This is a genomic window from Saccharothrix ecbatanensis, from assembly GCF_014205015.1.
GTDB lineage: Bacteria > Actinomycetota > Actinomycetes > Mycobacteriales > Pseudonocardiaceae > Actinosynnema > Actinosynnema ecbatanense.
Genome location: NZ_JACHMO010000001.1, coordinates 6909214 through 6924849 on the forward strand (window position 1 = coordinate 6909214; position 15636 = coordinate 6924849).

Below are 15636 nucleotides of genomic sequence, written 5' to 3' on the forward strand. Positions count from 1 at the left end.
TCGTTCTCCTGCGCGGGCCGCCCGCTTCGCGGGACCTTCGCTCCCAGCCGACAAGGGCCGGGACGACCAGCGGTCTTTGGTGAACCATCGGTAAGAGTACGGGACGTGTCGTCACGGCTCCAAATCGGCATGATGTGACCCGTGACCGAAGAGCCCCCGAGGAACCCGCCGCCACCGGACATCGACCCGGAACAGCTCCGGCAGTTCCAGGAGTTCCAACGGTTCCAGGAATTCCAGCGCTTCCAGCAGACCCAGGGCGCCGGCCTCCCGCCAAGCCTGCCTCCCGGCGCCACACCCGCCGCCCCACCGCCGAGTGGCCAACCCCCGACCACCCCACCACCGGCCGCGACACCACCGCGCAAGCCGTTGTGGAAGATCCTCCTGCACAGCAAACTGGTCCGCCGCCTCGTCTACCTGGCGGTGGTGCTGCTTCTGCTCTCGTACTTCTACGACAAGTACTTCGGTGGTGACGACCCCGGCGGCGTCGCGGTCGACAGCGGCGGCGACAAGGGCAACATCATCGCGCCCCAGACCCCGTACGGCCTCCAGGGCACGGTCGCGCTGTTCTACAAGCACGTGATGAACGACGACGCAGGCCGCGCGTGCCTGCTGTTCTCGGAGGAGGACGCGAAGAAGGCTTTCGCCACCGCGTTCGACGCACCCAACTGCGATGACGCCGTGCACAAGCTGCACGGCCAGGTCACCCGCGAAGTCGAATACCGGCAGATCAGGTTCCCCAGCACCATGCGGGAAGTGCCCACGAGCGGGTCGGTCGAGGTCAGCTCGTGCGCGCTGGACGTGCGGGGTGGGCCGCGCCTGGGCAAGTTCGTGCTGTCCGCGCAGCAGAACAAGACCTGGGTGATCACCGGCTACGAAGCCGAGCCCGCGGACTGCGTCGGCCCGTGATCACGTGACAAAGCAGCAGCGCCCCTCGGCGGGAGGCCGAGGGGCGCTGCTGGGGTGCTACGACTTGCCGACGTCAGACGGTGGCGTCGTCGGTCAGCAGGTTCCGGGTCCGGTTCGGGTCTACCGGGATGCCGGGGCCCATCGTGGTCGAGACGGTGACCTTGCGCAGGTACCGCCCCTTCGCCGACGACGGCTTGGCGCGCAGGATCTCCTCCAGCGCGGCGGCGTAGTTCTCGACCAGCTTCTCCGGGTCGAACGACACCTTGCCGATGACGAGGTGCAGGTTCGCCTGCTTGTCGACGCGGAAGTTGATCTTACCGCCCTTGATCTCGTTCACGGCCTTGGTGACGTCGGGCGTCACGGTGCCGGTCTTCGGGTTCGGCATCAGGCCACGCGGGCCGAGGATGCGGGCGATGCGACCGACCTTCGCCATCTGGTCGGGCGTGGCGATCGCGGCGTCGAAGTCGAGCCAGCCACCCTGGATGCGGGCGATCAGGTCCTCGGAACCGACCGCGTCCGCACCGGCGGCCTCGGCCTCGGCGGCCTTGTCACCGGTCGCGAAGACGATCACGCGGGCGGTCTTGCCCGTACCGTGCGGCAGGTTCACGGTGCCGCGGACCATCTGGTCGGCCTTACGAGGGTCGACGCCGAGCCGGATGGCGACCTCGACGGTCGCGTCCAGCTTCACCTTGGAAGTTTCCTTGGCGAGCCTGGTTGCCTCCAGCGGCGAGTACAGCCGCTCCCGGTCAACCAGCTCAGCAGCGTTCTTGTACGCCTTGCTGCGCTTCATGCTTCTGTCCTTAAAGTGGATCAGCTGTGGTGACGAGCCAGCGCGTGGCTCTCCCACGGACTACGAAAAAGAGAAAAGGTCAGCCTTCGACGGTGATGCCCATGGAACGGGCGGTGCCGGCGATGATCTTCGCCGCCTGGTCCACGTCGTTGGCGTTGAGGTCGATCATCTTGTTCTGCGCGATCTCACGCACCTGGTCCATGGTCACCTTGGCGACCTTGAGGCGGTGCGGCTCGCCCGAGCCCTTTTCCACACCGGCAGCCTTGAGCAGCAGCTTCGCGGCCGGCGGGGTCTTGAGCTTGAAGTCGAACGAGCGGTCTTCGTACACGGAGATCTCGACCGGCACGACAGTGCCCCGCTGCGACTCGGTCGCGGCGTTGTACTGCTTGCAGAACTCCATGATGTTGACACCGTGCTGACCCAGCGCGGGGCCAACGGGCGGCGCGGGGTTCGCGGCCCCGGCCTTGATCTGCAGCTTGATGACAGCTGCGAGCTTCTTCTTCTTGGGAGGCATCTCGGTTCCTTTATTGCGGTGTCCGCGCGCGGCCCTGCCAGCCGCAGCGTGGCTGCCGGCACCTGTCCGTCAGAGGGGGCGCCGGAGTTTGTGTTGTCCTGGCTAGATCTTGGAGACCTGGCTGAACGACAGCTCGACCGGGGTCTCGCGGCCGAAGATCGACACCAGCACCTTCAGCTTCTGGCCGTCCGCGTTGACCTCGCTGATCGTCGCGGGCAGCGTGGCGAACGGGCCGTCCATGACGGTGACCGACTCGCCGACCTCGAAGTCCACCTCGACGGTCGACTTCGCGGTGCTCGTGGCGCTCTTCTTGCCTGCGGCGGGCTTCGGCTCGACCTGCGGCAACAGGAACTTCAGCACGTCGTCGATGGTCAGCGGCGACGGCTTCGACGTCGCGCCGACGAAACCCGTCACGCCCGGCGTGTTGCGCACCGCGCTCCACGACGCGTCGTTGAGCTCCATGCGGACCAGGATGTAGCCGGGCAGCACCTTGCGCTGCACCTGCTTGCGCTGGCCGTTCTTGATCTCGGTGACTTCCTCGGTCGGCACCTCGACCTGGAAGATGTAGTCCTCCATGTCGAGCGTCTGGATGCGCGTTTCGAGGTTCGTCTTGACCTTGTTCTCGTAGCCTGCGTACGAGTGCACGACGTACCAGTCGCCGGGCGCGCGCCGCAGTGCTTCGCGCATCTCCTCGGCGGGGTCCGCGGGCTCGGCGTCGATGTCGACGGCCTCGACGTCACCGCCGGATTCGACATCGCCACCGGACTCGACATCGCCACCGGACTCGACGTCACCGCCCGACTCGACATCGCCACCGGACTCGACATCGCCGCCCGACTCGACGTCACCGCCGGACTCGGGCTCGACGGGGGCGGACTCCTTGGTGTCCTCCGTCGCCTCCGCCTGCTCGACGTCCTCGACACCACCGTCGAAGTCCTGCTCGTCGGTCAGGTCGTTCAGCTCCTGGGCGTCAACGCCGCCGTTGTCGGAGGTCACTGTGGGTCTCGCTTCCTCTCATGCATCACATGTCCGCCGCCACCCGGGGCGGCGGGTGTTCGGCTCAGCCGAACACCCTGAACATGCCCCAAGCGAAGGCCGTATCAAGGCCGAACACAAACGCCACCATGAAGGCCACGAAGACCAACACAACTCCGGTGTAGGTGATCATCTGCTTGCGGGTCGGCCAGATGACCTTCCGCAGCTCGCTGACCACCTCGCGGACGTACCGGATGATGCGGGCGAAGAAACCGACCCGCTTCTCCGAATCCGTCCGCGAGCGCGTGGGACGACCCTTCTTGGCCTCCTCGGCGTCGGAGTCGGCCTCAGCCGCCTTCTTCGCCTCGGCGTCCTTGCGGCCCGCCGGTCGCGCGGAGCCGCGGCGCTCACGCCGCGCTGCGGCGGTAACCGGCCGGGACGCGCTCTCGCGCTCGTCCGGCTGGTCCTGCTCGCGGCCCTCGCTCATGCCGTCCTCCGCTTCAACCATCGCGCTTCGACGCAGGGGCGACAGGACTTGAACCTGCAACCTGCGGTTTTGGAGACCGCTGCTCTGCCAGTTGAGCTACGCCCCTTTGAGGTTCTGGACCAGAACCCCCTGGCTGGAGACGCCCCGCAGCCTCCTCACGTGGCCCGTGAGGCAGCGACTGGACGTTCCAAGACCGGAAGCATACGGCACCAAGGGGCCGTCCTTCCAACTGCCCCGGTCAGAGGGGGTGCCGGAGTCCAAGTCGGTTGTGCGGTCTGCCACGATTGGGGCCATGGGCACGCCTGAAACGACCACCGGAACCAGTACCTCCGAGCACCCTCGCGTCTCGCAGCGGATCGCCGGCATCGCCGAGTCCGCCACCCTCGCGGTAGACGCGAAGGCGAAGGCGCTCAAGGCCGCGGGCCGACCGGTGATCGGCTTCGGCGCGGGCGAACCGGACTTCCCGACCCCTGACACCATCGTAGCCGCAGCTCAGGCCGCGTGCGCGGACCCGCGCAACCACCGCTACACGCCCGCAGGCGGACTGCCGGAGCTGCGCGAGGCCGTGGCCGCCAAGACCAAGCGCGACTCGGGCTACGACGTGACCGCCGCCCAGGTGCTGATCACCAACGGCGGCAAGCAGGCGGTCTACCAGGCGTTCGCGACGATCGTGGACCCGGGCGACGAGATCCTGCTCCCGGCGCCGTACTGGACCACCTACCCCGAGGCGATCACGCTCGCGGGCGGCGTGCCGGTGCAGGTCACCGCGGACGAGTCGACCGACTACCTGGTCACGGTGGAGCAGCTGGAGGCGGCGCGCACCCCGAAGACCAAGGTGCTGCTGCTGTGCTCGCCGTCGAACCCGACCGGCTCGGTCTACCCCCGCGAGCAGATCACCGCGATCGGCGAGTGGGCGCTGGAGCACGGGCTGTGGGTGATCACCGACGAGATCTACGAGCACCTGGTGTACGACGGCGCCGAGTCGGTGTCGCTGCCGGTGGCCGTGCCCGCGATGGCGGACCGGACGATCGTGCTCAACGGCGTGGCGAAGACGTACGCGATGACGGGCTGGCGGGTCGGCTGGATGATCGGCCCGGCGGACGTGGTGAAGGCCGCCGCGAACCTCCAGTCCCACCTGACCTCGAACGTGGCGAACGTGTCGCAGCGTGCCGCCCTGGAGGCCGTGTCCGGGCCGCTGGACGCGGCGCACGAGATGCGCGTGGCGTTCGACCGCCGGCGGCGCACGATCGTCGACATGCTGTCCGCGATCCCCGGCGTGGAGTGCCCGACCCCGAAGGGCGCGTTCTACGTGTACCCGTCGGTGAAGGCGTTGATCGGCAAGAAGCTGCGCGGCGTCGAGATCACCGACACGGTGCAGCTCGCGGCGCTGATCCTGGAGCACGTCGAGGTCGCCGTGGTGCCCGGTGAGGCGTTCGGCACGCCCGGCTACCTGCGGCTGTCCTACGCTTTGGGCGACGACGACCTGAAGACCGGCGTGACCCGGATGGCCGAGCTGCTGGCCGAAGTCGAGTAACACCTGACCGACAGAACGTTACGAAAGGCACCCATTCGGGGTGCCTTTCGTCGTATTCGGACACAGTTCGATCACGGCGGGTAATGACTGGAATGGCTCCACGATGGATCGGAGGTCCGGCTCGCTCCCCGAGCCGTCCTCGACAGGAGAATCCATGTCCTACCCCCAGCAGCCGATGATGCAACACCAGCAGCCCGCACCGCCGCCGGCGCCCGAGAACGGCCTCGGCACCGCCGGGTTCGTGCTGGGTCTGCTGGGCCTGCTCTTCAGCTTCATCCCGATCATCGGCGTGATCGCGTGGCCGCTCGTGATCCTCGGCCTCGTCTTCGGCTTGGTGGGCCTGTCCAAGGCCACCAAGGGCCGCGCGAACAACAAGGGCCTCGCCATCGCGGGCATCGCGCTCTCCGCGGTGGGCCTCGTGGTCTGCATCCTGTGGGCGGCGGTCTTCACCAAGGCCGCCTCCGACGCCACGGAGGCGATCGAGGACTTGGAGGCGCAGGCCAACAAGGAGGTCGTGCTGGTCTACGAGATCACCGGTGACGCGCCGGGCGCGACGGTCAGCTACTCCACGTTCAGCGACAGCGGGTCGTCCACCAACGACGAGGCCGTCACGACGTTCCCGTGGACCAAGGAGTTCACCGTCAAGGGCCTCTTCAGCGGCGGGACGCTGACGGTCATGACCGGCGCCGAGGGCGGCACCGTGACGTGCAAGATCACCGTGGACGGCGTGGAGAAGAAGACCGCGACCGGCACCGGTCCGCACGCGCTGGCGAGTTGCTCGAACTTCTGACGCTGCGTAGCTCCTTTGGGTGATGCGAGTAACCCTCGGTAGAACTAGACCGATGGTCCTTCCAGTCGCATGGACATTCACCCGAGGAGCGCAACGCATGACGGAGCCCGACCCACACGAGCGTCCGGGCCGCAGGTGGCCGGTGATCACGGCCTCGGTGGTGCTCGTGCTGGGCGCGCTCGCACTCGTCCTGCTGACCGACTCCCCGGATCAGCCGGTCCGGGTCGTCTACCAGGTCAGCGGCACGGCGACGCGGGCCACCGTCACCTATTCGACCTTCCAGGGCGACGAGACGCGCCAGGAAGAGCTGACCGGGCTCCCCTGGCGACTGGAGATCATCGCCCCCGAAGAGCCCGATCACGGCGTTCTGACGGTCACCATCGGGCCGGACGGCGGGAACGTGGCGTGCGAGGTGAGCGTGGCCGACGTCGTGCGGCGTTCGGCCACCGCCACCGACGCCCACACCAGGGCCCTGTGCGGCTTCTAGAGGGCGCTTCCAGAGCTTCCAGAGGCGCTTTAGAGGCCCTGGGGCAGCCGGACACGGGCCGACGCGCCGCCGAGCACGGACTTCCCCTCGAACGAAGCCGTCACGACGACCTTGAACGTCCCGTCCTCCAGGACCTTGGTCACCTTCGCGGTCACCTCGACCAACGCGCCCTCGTCGTCGTCAGGCACCGGTACGGGCCTGCTGAACCGCACGCCGTACTCCACGACGGCGCCCGGGTCGCCCGCCCACTCGGTGACGATCCGACCGGCCAGGCCCATGGTGAGCATCCCGTGCGCGATCACGCCCGGCAGTCCGACCTCGCGGGCGAACCGCTCGTTCCAGTGGATCGGGTTGAAGTCGCCGGACGCGCCCGCGTACCGGATCAGGTCGGCGCGGGTCACGCGGACCGACAGCGGCGGCAGCTCGTCGCCGACGGAGACTTCCGATGCGGTGATCACGCGTTCTCCCCCCGGACCACCAGCGTCGACTTCGCGGTGGTCACCGGCTCGCCGTCCTCGGTGGTGATCTCGGCGCGCAGCGCCAGCATGTCGTTGCCCATCCGGGCCGTGACGCCGTCCACGTGCAGCTCCACCCGCAGCCGGTCGCCGGCCGTGATCGGGCGGTGGTGGACGAACGACTGGTCGCCGTGCACCACGCGGCTGTAGTCGAGACCCAGTTCCGGGTCGTCGATCAGCAGGTCGTTGACCTTCATCGACAGCACGACGGCGAACGTGGGCGGCGCGATGACGTCCTTGTGCCCGGCCGCGCGGGCGGCTTCGGGGTCGCGGTGCACCGGGCTCGTCTCGCCGACCGCGTCCGCGAACTCGCGGATCTTCTCGCGGCCGACCTCGTAGGGCGGCGACGGCGGGTACGAACGTCCGGCGAACGACTGGTCGAGTGGCACGCGAAGCAGGTTATACGCGGCGGTCGACATGCGACGAGGCCCGCCCCGGTTTCCGGGACGGGCCTCGTCGTGAAGTGCGACTACCGGCTCAGCGGGTTTCCTTGTGAGCGCGGTGGGTCTTGCAGTTCGGGCAGAACTTCTTGATCTCCAGGCGGTCCGGGTCGTTGCGCCGGTTCTTCCTGGTGATGTAGTTCCGGTGCTTGCACTCCTCGCACGCGAGGGTGATCTTGGGGCGTACGTCGGTTGCAGCCACGGGTCCTTGCCTTTCTAGAGCTCGCTTGCCCCGATTCCCCAGTGCGGGCTTACCGCCTGGCGGGGATCCTGCTGAGTAGCGGTGGCCGGACTTGAACCGGCGACACAGCGATTATGAGCCGCTTGCTCTACCAACTGAGCTACACCGCTGAGACAACGCAGCCGCGATGCTTGAGCACCGCGGCCAGTTGTCGAGCCCCTTTACGGAATCGAACCGTAGACCTTCTCCTTACCATGGAGACGCTCTGCCGACTGAGCTAAAGGGGCTTGCTGTTGCGCTCTTGCAGCGAGGAGAACTCTACAACAGGCCCTCCACGAGAAGGAAATCGGGGTGCCCCCTCAGTGGACCAACGTGAGCACCGTCTCATCGCGGGCGCCCCGGACCTGGACTGTGCGCGCCCGCAGCCAAGCCTCGAACCGGTCCTCCGACAGCGGCCGGGAGATCAGGTAGCCCTGCGCCACGTCGCAGCCCATGCCGACGAGCTGGTCCCGTGCCGCGTCGTCCTCGACGCCCTCGGCGACCACGATGAGCCCCAGCGAGTGGCCCAGCTCCACGATCGAGCGGACCACCGCCATGTCGCCCAGATCGGTGCCCATGCCGAGCACGAAGCTCTTGTCGATCTTCACCTCGTCCACCGGCAGCTGGCGCAGGTAGGCCAGCGACGAGTAGCCGGTGCCGAAGTCGTCCACGGCCAGCACGACGCCCATCGCGTGCAGCCGCCGCAGCACCGGTAGCGCGCGCTCCGGGTCGGCCATCACGCCGGACTCCGTCAGCTCGAACGTCAGCAGCTCCGGCGGCACCTCGTGCCGCGCCAGCGCGGCGGCCACCCGGTCCGGGAACTCCTCGTCGGCCAGCGTCCGCACGGACAGGTTCACGGCGATGGACATCCGCAGCCCGCGGTCGATCCAGCGGCGCACCCTGGCCAACGCCTTGTCCATGACGAAGTCGGTCAGCACGTCGATCAGGCCGGTGGCCTCGACGGCGGGCACGAACTCGTCCGGGTCGACGCGGCCGAACTCGGGGTGCTTCCAGCGCACCAGCGCCTCCGCGCCGACGACCTGGCGGCTCGGCAGCGCGACCTTCGGCTGGTAGTGCACGGAGACCTGGCCGTTCTCCAGCGCCGACCGGAACTGGGTGACCAGCTGGAAGCGGCGCAGGAAGATCTGGCCCATGCTGGGCGCGTACTGGCGCAGCGGCTCGTTCTCGGTGGTCGCCCGCACCGCCACGTCGGCGCGTTGGAGCAGCGCGTCCGGGTCCGGTTCCTCGACCTCGCAGTCCGCTGTGGTGGCCCAGCCGACGACCGCGCCGGCTTCGACGGTGAGCCGGTCGACCGGGTACGGCACGGACAGCGCGGCGCGCAGGCGTTCGGCGATCTCCTGGATGCGCTCGGCCTGCCGGTCCAGCAGCAGCGCGGCGAACGCGCCGCCCTCCAGCCGGGCCAGCGGCACCTCGGGCCCCAGCTCGTCGCGCAGCCGTCGTCCGGCGGCGACCACCATCCGGTTGCTCCACGCCTGGCCGAGCGCGTCGGAGACGGTGGACAGCACGTCGAGGTCGATCCGGACCACGACGGCGGTGTCGGCCTCGCGCATCGGCTCGTTCGCGGCCTCGCGGAAGCCGGGCCGGTTGAGCAGGCCGGTCAACGGGTCGTGGTAGGCGTCGTGGCGCAGCCGGGCGAGCAGCCGCCGGTTGTCCACGGCGGTGGAGAGGTGGCTCGCGAGCGTGCGCAGGAGCTGGATGTCGGCCTTGCCGAAGCCGCGCCACCGGCTGAGCCGGTCGTGCACCTCGACCGCGCCGAGCAGCTGGGTGGCCCCGCGCAGCGGCACGACCAGCGCTTCCTGCGCGTCACGGCGGGTCAGCGCCTCGGAGACCTCTTCGCCCGCGTCCACGATGCGGTAGTAGCGCACCGAGTTGCCGGGCAGTTGGAGCATCGCGTCCTCGCGCAGCACGCGCGGGTCGTCGCGTCGCATTCCGGGCGACAGCGGCTCACCCGCGACGAGCGTCCGCATCGGCGCCTGGGGATCGGTGCGCAGGCGCAGCACGACCCGGTTCGCGTTCAGCTGCTCGCGGATGCGTTCGGCGATGAGCTGCCACTCGTCGTTCTCGCTGCCCTCGTCGTCGTCCGGGGCGGTGCCGCGTGGTCCGGTGGCGTGCCTGCCGGAGCGGGCCACCCGCAGCGAGACCTCGCTCAGCGCCTCCAGGTCGCGCTGCTCGCGCAGGAGACCGGAGTAGGCGAGGTAGATGGCGGTGATGCCGAGGAAGACCAGGCCGATCAGCAGGCCGCCCCACGGCGCCTTGTCGGCGATCTCGTAGCCGGCCAGACCCGCGGACGTGTTCAGGAGGGCGACCACGAGGGTCTGGAGCACCAGGCGCAGGCTCGGCGCGACCCGCATGCCCTTGCCCATGATCCGCAACGCGGTCAGGCCGAGCACGCTGGCGAGCAGCGGCACGGCGATGGTGCCCACGAACGCGCCCGCCCAGAACGGCCCTTCCGAGCCCATCAGCCGCTTGATCCACTCGGCGACCGCGAAGGCCACCGAGATCTCCATGAACATCAGGCCCGCGTTGTAGACGGCGCGATCCAGCACGCGGCGGCCGAGGAGGGTGCCGACGCCCGCGACGACGTGCGCGGCGAGCACGATCTCGAACGGCGCCACCAGCAGGCCGAGCACGAGCGGGATCTCGGTGAACGAGATGGTCCAGGCCACTCCGCTGCGCACGTCGACGTTGATCGCCAACTGCTCGGCGAGCAGGAAGCCGATGACGAGGAGCGGACCGGTCGTCCACAGCCGGTCGACGTCCGGGGAGGTGTCGGGCAGCCACAGGCCGACGGCGATGGCGGTCAGGACGCCAGCGACCAGGAGCAGGCCCGCGAACACGCTGAAAGCGCGGTTCGTGGACCGGGTCGGCGCATTGGGCGCCGTGGCCGACGCGTGGTCGGACATCCAGCCTCCTCGTCGGCCGTCGTCGCGGTGGGCCGGGTCGCGGCCTACGGGCTCCGAGCGTGACTGAGGGGTCCCGAACACCGACCAGGACCCCTCCAAGGGTGCCAATGTACCCCGGTCGGGGGATGAAATGGCAGGTCGAGTAGCGGATTGCCACTAGAAGTAACAGAACGGCTCACACGATCAGTCGGCCCCTGATCACCGTCATGGCCGGTCCGGCGAGGCCCGGCCGATCTTGGTCGAGGGTGGTCCGGACCAGCGCGCCGCGGCTCGGCGCCCGCTCCGCCGGCAGGTCGGCGCGGGCGAGCCCCGGTGCTCCCCACGAGGCGGGCGCGCTGTGGGCGAAACCGGTTACGAGACCCTCCGGGAGTCCGAATCGGCGGCTCGCCGCGTCCGGTTCGGGGAGGCCTCCGGGTGCGGTGAAGATCACATCAGAGACGGGCAGAGCGGCCGGCGGGTCGAGGTCCGGGCGAACGGCGCGGGTCTGCGAGGCGTTTGCCGCTCGGGTTAGCTTCAGGACGTGGACTCGTTGCTGCCCGCCTTCCCGCCCGTGGACGACCCGTACTCGTTCTCCGAACTGTCCGAGGACTCCCTGAGCGCGACCTGGGGCGCGTTGCGGACGCACGCCTTGAAGTGGCACCCCGACGCCGACCTGGACGAGCAGCTGCGCCACTGGGCGTTGACCGGCACCGGTGATCACGACACGGCCGCGCTGGTGACCGTGCCCAGTCGTGCGGTCGACGCCGCGGACACGTTGGTCCGGCACGGGTTCTCGCCGCTCCTGGTGACCGCCGCGCGGCTGCCCGGACGTGGGCACGACGGCGGTTCGACGGTGAAGATCCGGCCGTTGACGCACGACGACCTGGACGCCGCCGTGGAGCTGAACGTGGAGACCACGCGGTACGACAGCCGGTTCGGCATGGTCACCACGCGGCCGTCGACCCCGGAACGGTTGCGCGAGCACATCACCGAGGTGCTCGGGCGTTCGGAGCCGTGCGCGTGGCTGGCGGAGAGCGAGGGCGAGGTTGTCGGGTTCCTGTACTACGACCTGCCGGGGCACTCGGACTGGATCGCCGGGCGGACGTCCGTGCGGCCGGTGGCGTACCTCGGGCTGCTGGGGGTGCGGGAGGACGCGCGTGGCGGCGGGATCGGCGCGGCGCTGGCCGACCACGCGCACGACCTGCTGGACGAGGCGGGCATCGGCGTGACGCTGCTGCACCACGCCCTGCCCAACCCGTTGTCCACGCCGTTCTGGTACTCGCACGGGTACCGGCCGTTGTGGACGACCTGGCAACGCCGACCGGCGCGTTAGACCGGGGCGAGTTCCTTCTCCGCCTTGTCCTCGTGCCGCAGACGGATCTCGTCCAGCACGCGCCGTGCCTCCGTGGCCGCCAGTCGCTGCGCCGCGCCGCTGCCGATCGCGTCACGCAACGCCAACCACACCGCGGCCTCGTCCTCTCGGACCGCGGTGAGCAGGTCGCGCTGTTCGGGGTAGGGGTGCAGGGCGATCTTCTCGGTGTGGGTCTTGAGCGTGGTGAGGACGGCCTTGGCCACCTCGCCGGTCGCGGCGACCCGGTCGAGCTTCGCGGGCAGGTCGACCGTGGCGAGTTCGGACAGTGACAGGGGACCGAAGTTCAGCACGGTGTTCAGGCCGTACTCCAGGTCGTCGGTGGCGCGGAGGAGTTCACGCGCGTTCGGTGTCGTTCGGCGGGTGTGGTCGGACGAGCGACGCCGTCCCGTGAAGCGGACGACCAGGCCGAGGGCGACGCCGGTCGCCAGGGCGGTGACGGCGATCAGGATTTCGCTCATGCCGTGCAGTCTCGGCGCTGTGCCGGTGGCGTCCCGACCGATCGGCGGCGACGGGTCGATCCGAGCGCCGACCGGTCGCGGGTAGTTCGGTTGGGCCGAACAGAGCAACCGGTCGGCGTGGCGTCGTGGTCCGAACGGCTCCGCGAGGCAGAGTGGGAAGGGCCTCGTCCACCCGGGTGAACTCGTCTCGGCGGGGTACTCGAAGGGCAGGTCGAGACCTCCTACAGGACAAGGAAGCAGTAATGGGAAGGACGGGCGAGGGGGTCGCCATGACTGTTGTGAGGGAGCTGTCCGGCCGGGCGAAAGCCATGCTCCGCGCCGTTGCCGCTGGTAGGGGTGAGCTGTCGGGGGGACGTGAGCCGGACCTCTACGTGGACGGGTTGCCGTGCTGCGACCAGATGGTCTCGCACGACCTGGTGCACGCGGGGCTGTTGAGGGCGCGTCGGGTGGTGCGCCTGGACGAGCGGGCGGACGCCGAGCTGACCGACGAGGGAAGAGCAGCGATCGCTTAGCTCTCGAACATGCGTTCGATATGGGTTATGCTGCATCGCGAGGCTGGCACGCAAGCGAGAGGAAGCGCTTGCGCGCCGGCCTCACCTACATCAGTGCCAGGTAGCCCGCGTCACACGGAGAGGCTCACGCCCGATAAGTCGGCATTGGCCGCTGCGGACCCCGGAAGTCGACCACCCGGGAACGGGGGTCCGGGGGCAGCGCCCTCCGAGCGGGGCCTGGGGGTCGCACCCCCAGAGGACACAACGCGAAACCCCTGCTCGCGCATTCTGCGAGCAGGGGTTTCGGTTTCACGTGGCGGGTAGAGGATTCGAACCTCTGTAGCTTGCGCGACGGATTTACAGTCCGCTCCCATTGGCCGCTCGGGCAACCCGCCCCGCGCCCGGTGGTGCCGGGTGCGGTGGAGACAATACATAAGCCCGTGGGGCCGTGCGCAACCGGGATACCCCGGTAGGCTTCCGGACGGTTCAAGACCCACAGACGCGGAGGTACCGGGCACGTGGCAGATCCGTCGTTCGACGTGGTGAGCAAGGTCGACCGCCAGGAAGTCGACAACGCGCTCAACCAGGCCGCCAAGGAGCTGAGCACGCGGTTCGACTTCCGCGGCACGGAGACCTCGGTGGCCTGGGCGGGTGAAGAGGCCATCACCTTCCAGTCCGAGACCGAGGAGCGCTGCCGCGCCGCGATCGACGTCTTCCAGGAGAAGCTGGTCAAGCGCAGCATCTCGATGAAGGCCTTCGAGATCGGCGACCCGGCCCTCTCCGGCAAGGTGTTCAAGGTGACCGGCACCCTGGTCCAGGGCATCACCAGCGAGAAGGCCAAGGAGATCGCGAAGAAGGTCCGCGACGAGGCGCCCAAGGGCGTGCAGGCGCAGATCCAGGGCGACCAGCTGCGCATCTCCGGCAAGAAGAAGGACCACTTGCAGGACGTCATCTCCCTGCTCAAGAGTTCCGACTTCGGTATCGCGCTCCAGTTCACCAACTACCGGTGAAGGGCATCGTCCTCGCCGGTGGCAGCGGCACGCGTCTGCACCCGATTACCCAAGCGGTGTCGAAGCAGTTGCTGCCGGTGTACGACAAGCCGATGGTGTACTACCCGCTGTCGGTGCTGATGCTCGCCGGTGTGCGGGAGATCCTGCTCATCTCGACGCCGATCGACCTGCCGCTGTTCCGCCGGCTGCTCGGCGACGGCTCGCAGTTCGGCCTGAGCATCGAGTACGCCGAGCAGGCTCAGCCGAACGGCCTGGCCGAGGCGTTCGTCATCGGCGCGGACTTCGTCGGCGAGGATGACGTGTCGCTGGTCCTCGGCGACAACATCTTCTACGGCCACGGCTTCTCCAAGGTCCTCCAGCACAACGTCGCCACGCTCGACGGCTGCGTGCTGTTCGGCTACCCGGTGAAGGACCCTGAGCGCTACGGCGTGGGCGAGATCGACGCGGACGGCTTCCTCGTCAGCATCGAGGAGAAGCCCACACAGCCGAAGTCGAACAAGGCCATCACCGGCCTGTACTTCTACGACAACGCGGTCGTGGACATCGCCCGGTCGCTCAAGCCGTCACCGCGCGGCGAGCTGGAGATCACCGACGTCAACCTGGCGTACCTGCGTGAAGGCCGGGCGCGGCTGGTGGACCTCGGGCGCGGTTTCGCCTGGCTGGACACCGGCACGCACGACTCGATGCTGGAGGCGGGCCAGTTCGTGCAGGTGCTGGAGCACCGGCAGGGCGTGCGCATCGCGTGCCTGGAGGAGATCGCGCTGCGGATGGGCTTCATCACCGCGGACCAGTGCTACGCGCTGGGCGAGAAGCTGGCGAAGTCCGGCTACGGCCAGTACGTGATGAACGTCGCACTAGAGGCCCGCTAGGGCTTGCGCGCCAACTCCTCCAGCCGACGCACGCGGTCCGCGATCGGCGGGTGGGTGGAGAACAGCCGCGCCAGGTGCTCGCCGGGCCGGAACGGGCTGGCGATCATCAGGTGCGACTGCGCGACCACGGACGGCTCGGGCGCCAACGGCGCGGCACGCGTGCCGCAGTCGATCTTCCGCAACGCCGAGGCCAGCGCCAGCGGGTCGCCGGTCAGCTCGGCGCCCGAGGCGTCGGCCTGGTACTCGCGGGACCGGCTCACGGCCATCTGCACGATGCACGCGGCGATGGGCCCGAGCACGGCGATGAGCAGCAGCGCGAACGGGTTGGGCCGGTCCTCGTCGCCATCGGCGCCGAAGACGCCGGCGAAGATCGCCAGGTTCGCCAGCATGCTGACGGCGCCGGCCAGCGCGCCCGCCACGCACGAGATGAGGATGTCGCGGTTGTACACGTGCGACAGCTCGTGCCCCAGCACGGCGCGCAGCTCGCGTTCGTCCAGCAGTTCGAGGATGCCGGTGGTGCAGCACACGGCGGCGTTACGCGGGTTGCGGCCGGTGGCGAACGCGTTCGGGGCGACCGTGGGGCTGAGGTAGAGCCGGGGCATGGGCTGACGGGCCGCCATGGCCAGCTCGCGGACGATCCGGTACATCGCGGGCTGCTCGACCTCGGACACGGGCCGCGCACGCATGGCGCGCAACGCGAGCTTGTCGGAGTTGAAGTACGCGTAGGCACTCACGCCGACCGCCACCACAAGGCCGATGACCAGGGCGGTTCGCCCGAACAACGAGCTGATCGCCACGATCAGGCCGCTCATGGCACCGAGCAGCAACGCGGTCTTCAGCGCGTTGTAGTGCTTGTGCACGTCGTCTCGCCTCCG

At 69.0% G+C, this 15636-nt stretch carries 19 protein-coding genes and 4 tRNA genes; 8 read left to right on the top strand and 15 right to left on the bottom strand.

The window, feature by feature from the left end:
- The first annotated feature begins 141 nt into the window (after positions 1–141).
- Positions 142–906: a hypothetical protein gene (locus F4560_RS29670; RefSeq protein ID WP_184925571.1), complete on the top strand. Its 765-nt coding sequence runs from the start codon at positions 142–144 to the stop codon at positions 904–906.
- A gap of 73 nt (positions 907–979) precedes the next feature.
- On the opposite strand, the gene rplA is transcribed toward F4560_RS29670, so the two are convergent.
- The 5 genes from rplA to F4560_RS29695 form a co-directional block, all read right to left on the bottom strand.
- On the bottom strand, positions 980–1696 hold the full coding sequence (gene rplA, locus F4560_RS29675) for a 50S ribosomal protein L1 (protein WP_184925574.1): 717 nt from the start codon (positions 1694–1696) through the stop codon (positions 980–982).
- A 79-nt stretch (positions 1697–1775) separates the two neighbouring features.
- Entirely contained in the window at positions 1776–2210 is a 435-nt protein-coding gene (gene rplK, locus F4560_RS29680; RefSeq protein ID WP_184925577.1) for a 50S ribosomal protein L11, read from the bottom strand.
- A 102-nt stretch (positions 2211–2312) separates the two neighbouring features.
- Positions 2313–3206 (bottom strand): transcription termination/antitermination protein NusG, encoded by an 894-nt coding sequence (gene nusG / locus F4560_RS29685; protein WP_184925579.1) that lies wholly within the window; start codon positions 3204–3206, stop codon positions 2313–2315.
- Between the two features lie 64 nt (positions 3207–3270).
- A complete protein-coding gene (gene secE, locus F4560_RS29690) occupies positions 3271–3672 on the bottom strand; it encodes a preprotein translocase subunit SecE (protein WP_184925582.1) in 402 nt (133 codons plus the stop codon).
- A 33-nt stretch (positions 3673–3705) separates the two neighbouring features.
- Positions 3706–3778, bottom strand: a tRNA-Trp gene (locus tag F4560_RS29695).
- 186 nt (positions 3779–3964) lie between these two features.
- Between F4560_RS29695 and F4560_RS29700 the strand changes: the two genes are divergently transcribed.
- From F4560_RS29700 to F4560_RS29710, 3 genes are all read left to right on the top strand, one after another.
- Entirely contained in the window at positions 3965–5206 is a 1242-nt protein-coding gene (locus tag F4560_RS29700; protein ID WP_184925584.1) for a pyridoxal phosphate-dependent aminotransferase, read from the top strand.
- 154 nt (positions 5207–5360) lie between these two features.
- Positions 5361–5996 (top strand): MmpS family transport accessory protein, encoded by a 636-nt coding sequence (locus F4560_RS29705; protein ID WP_184925587.1) that lies wholly within the window; start codon positions 5361–5363, stop codon positions 5994–5996.
- Positions 5997–6093: 97 nt separating this feature from the next.
- Complete coding sequence (locus tag F4560_RS29710) at positions 6094–6483, top strand: MmpS family transport accessory protein (RefSeq protein WP_184925590.1); 390 nt, start codon at positions 6094–6096, stop codon at positions 6481–6483.
- A gap of 29 nt (positions 6484–6512) precedes the next feature.
- On the opposite strand, the gene F4560_RS29715 is transcribed toward F4560_RS29710, so the two are convergent.
- The 7 genes from F4560_RS29715 to F4560_RS29745 form a co-directional block, all read right to left on the bottom strand.
- The gene (locus F4560_RS29715) at positions 6513–6941 is read right to left on the bottom strand and encodes a MaoC family dehydratase (RefSeq protein WP_184925594.1); all 429 of its coding nucleotides are present in this window, start codon (positions 6939–6941) and stop codon (positions 6513–6515) included.
- The gene (locus tag F4560_RS29720) at positions 6938–7387 is read right to left on the bottom strand and encodes a MaoC family dehydratase N-terminal domain-containing protein (RefSeq protein ID WP_184925597.1); all 450 of its coding nucleotides are present in this window, start codon (positions 7385–7387) and stop codon (positions 6938–6940) included. Before F4560_RS29720 ends, F4560_RS29715 begins: the two co-directional genes overlap by 4 nt.
- 88 nt (positions 7388–7475) lie before the next feature.
- The gene (gene rpmG, locus F4560_RS29725; RefSeq protein ID WP_015105301.1) at positions 7476–7640 is read right to left on the bottom strand and encodes a 50S ribosomal protein L33; all 165 of its coding nucleotides are present in this window, start codon (positions 7638–7640) and stop codon (positions 7476–7478) included.
- A gap of 76 nt (positions 7641–7716) precedes the next feature.
- Positions 7717–7789 (bottom strand) — tRNA-Met (locus F4560_RS29730).
- A 44-nt stretch (positions 7790–7833) separates the two neighbouring features.
- Positions 7834–7906 (bottom strand) — tRNA-Thr (locus F4560_RS29735).
- Positions 7907–7978: 72 nt separating this feature from the next.
- On the bottom strand, positions 7979–10582 hold the full coding sequence (locus F4560_RS29740) for a putative bifunctional diguanylate cyclase/phosphodiesterase (RefSeq protein ID WP_184925600.1): 2604 nt from the start codon (positions 10580–10582) through the stop codon (positions 7979–7981).
- A gap of 175 nt (positions 10583–10757) precedes the next feature.
- Positions 10758–11012: a hypothetical protein gene (locus F4560_RS29745; protein WP_184925603.1), complete on the bottom strand. Its 255-nt coding sequence runs from the start codon at positions 11010–11012 to the stop codon at positions 10758–10760.
- 90 nt (positions 11013–11102) lie between these two features.
- On the opposite strand from F4560_RS29745, the gene F4560_RS29750 reads away from it, so the two are divergent.
- Positions 11103–11894, top strand: a complete 792-nt coding sequence (locus F4560_RS29750; protein WP_184925606.1) for a GNAT family N-acetyltransferase — start codon at positions 11103–11105, stop codon at positions 11892–11894.
- Here F4560_RS29750 and F4560_RS29755 read toward each other — a convergent pair.
- Positions 11891–12391 carry a hypothetical protein gene (locus tag F4560_RS29755; protein ID WP_184925609.1) on the bottom strand — a complete coding sequence of 167 codons (501 nt, stop codon included), beginning with the start codon at positions 12389–12391 and terminating at the stop codon, positions 11891–11893. The two genes, F4560_RS29750 and F4560_RS29755, sit on opposite strands and share 4 nt — an antisense overlap.
- Before the next feature lie 269 nt (positions 12392–12660).
- Here F4560_RS29755 and F4560_RS29760 point away from each other — a divergent pair, with 269 nt between their 5' ends.
- Complete coding sequence (locus F4560_RS29760; protein WP_184925611.1) at positions 12661–12903, top strand: hypothetical protein; 243 nt, start codon at positions 12661–12663, stop codon at positions 12901–12903.
- 293 nt (positions 12904–13196) lie between these two features.
- Here the strand turns inward: F4560_RS29760 and F4560_RS29765 are convergent.
- Positions 13197–13277, bottom strand: a tRNA-Tyr gene (locus F4560_RS29765).
- 123 nt (positions 13278–13400) lie between these two features.
- On the opposite strand from F4560_RS29765, the gene F4560_RS29770 reads away from it, so the two are divergent.
- Together F4560_RS29770 and rfbA are read left to right on the top strand one after the other, a co-directional pair.
- Entirely contained in the window at positions 13401–13892 is a 492-nt protein-coding gene (locus tag F4560_RS29770; protein WP_184925614.1) for a YajQ family cyclic di-GMP-binding protein, read from the top strand.
- Positions 13889–14761, top strand: coding sequence for a glucose-1-phosphate thymidylyltransferase RfbA (rfbA, locus tag F4560_RS29775; protein ID WP_184925617.1), 873 nt, complete (start codon positions 13889–13891; stop codon positions 14759–14761). The genes F4560_RS29770 and rfbA overlap by 4 nt, the downstream gene beginning before the upstream one ends.
- On the opposite strand, the gene htpX is transcribed toward rfbA, so the two are convergent.
- Positions 14758–15621 (bottom strand): zinc metalloprotease HtpX, encoded by an 864-nt coding sequence (gene htpX, locus F4560_RS29780; RefSeq protein ID WP_184925619.1) that lies wholly within the window; start codon positions 15619–15621, stop codon positions 14758–14760. The genes rfbA and htpX overlap by 4 nt on opposite strands.
- Positions 15622–15636 lie beyond the last annotated feature (15 nt).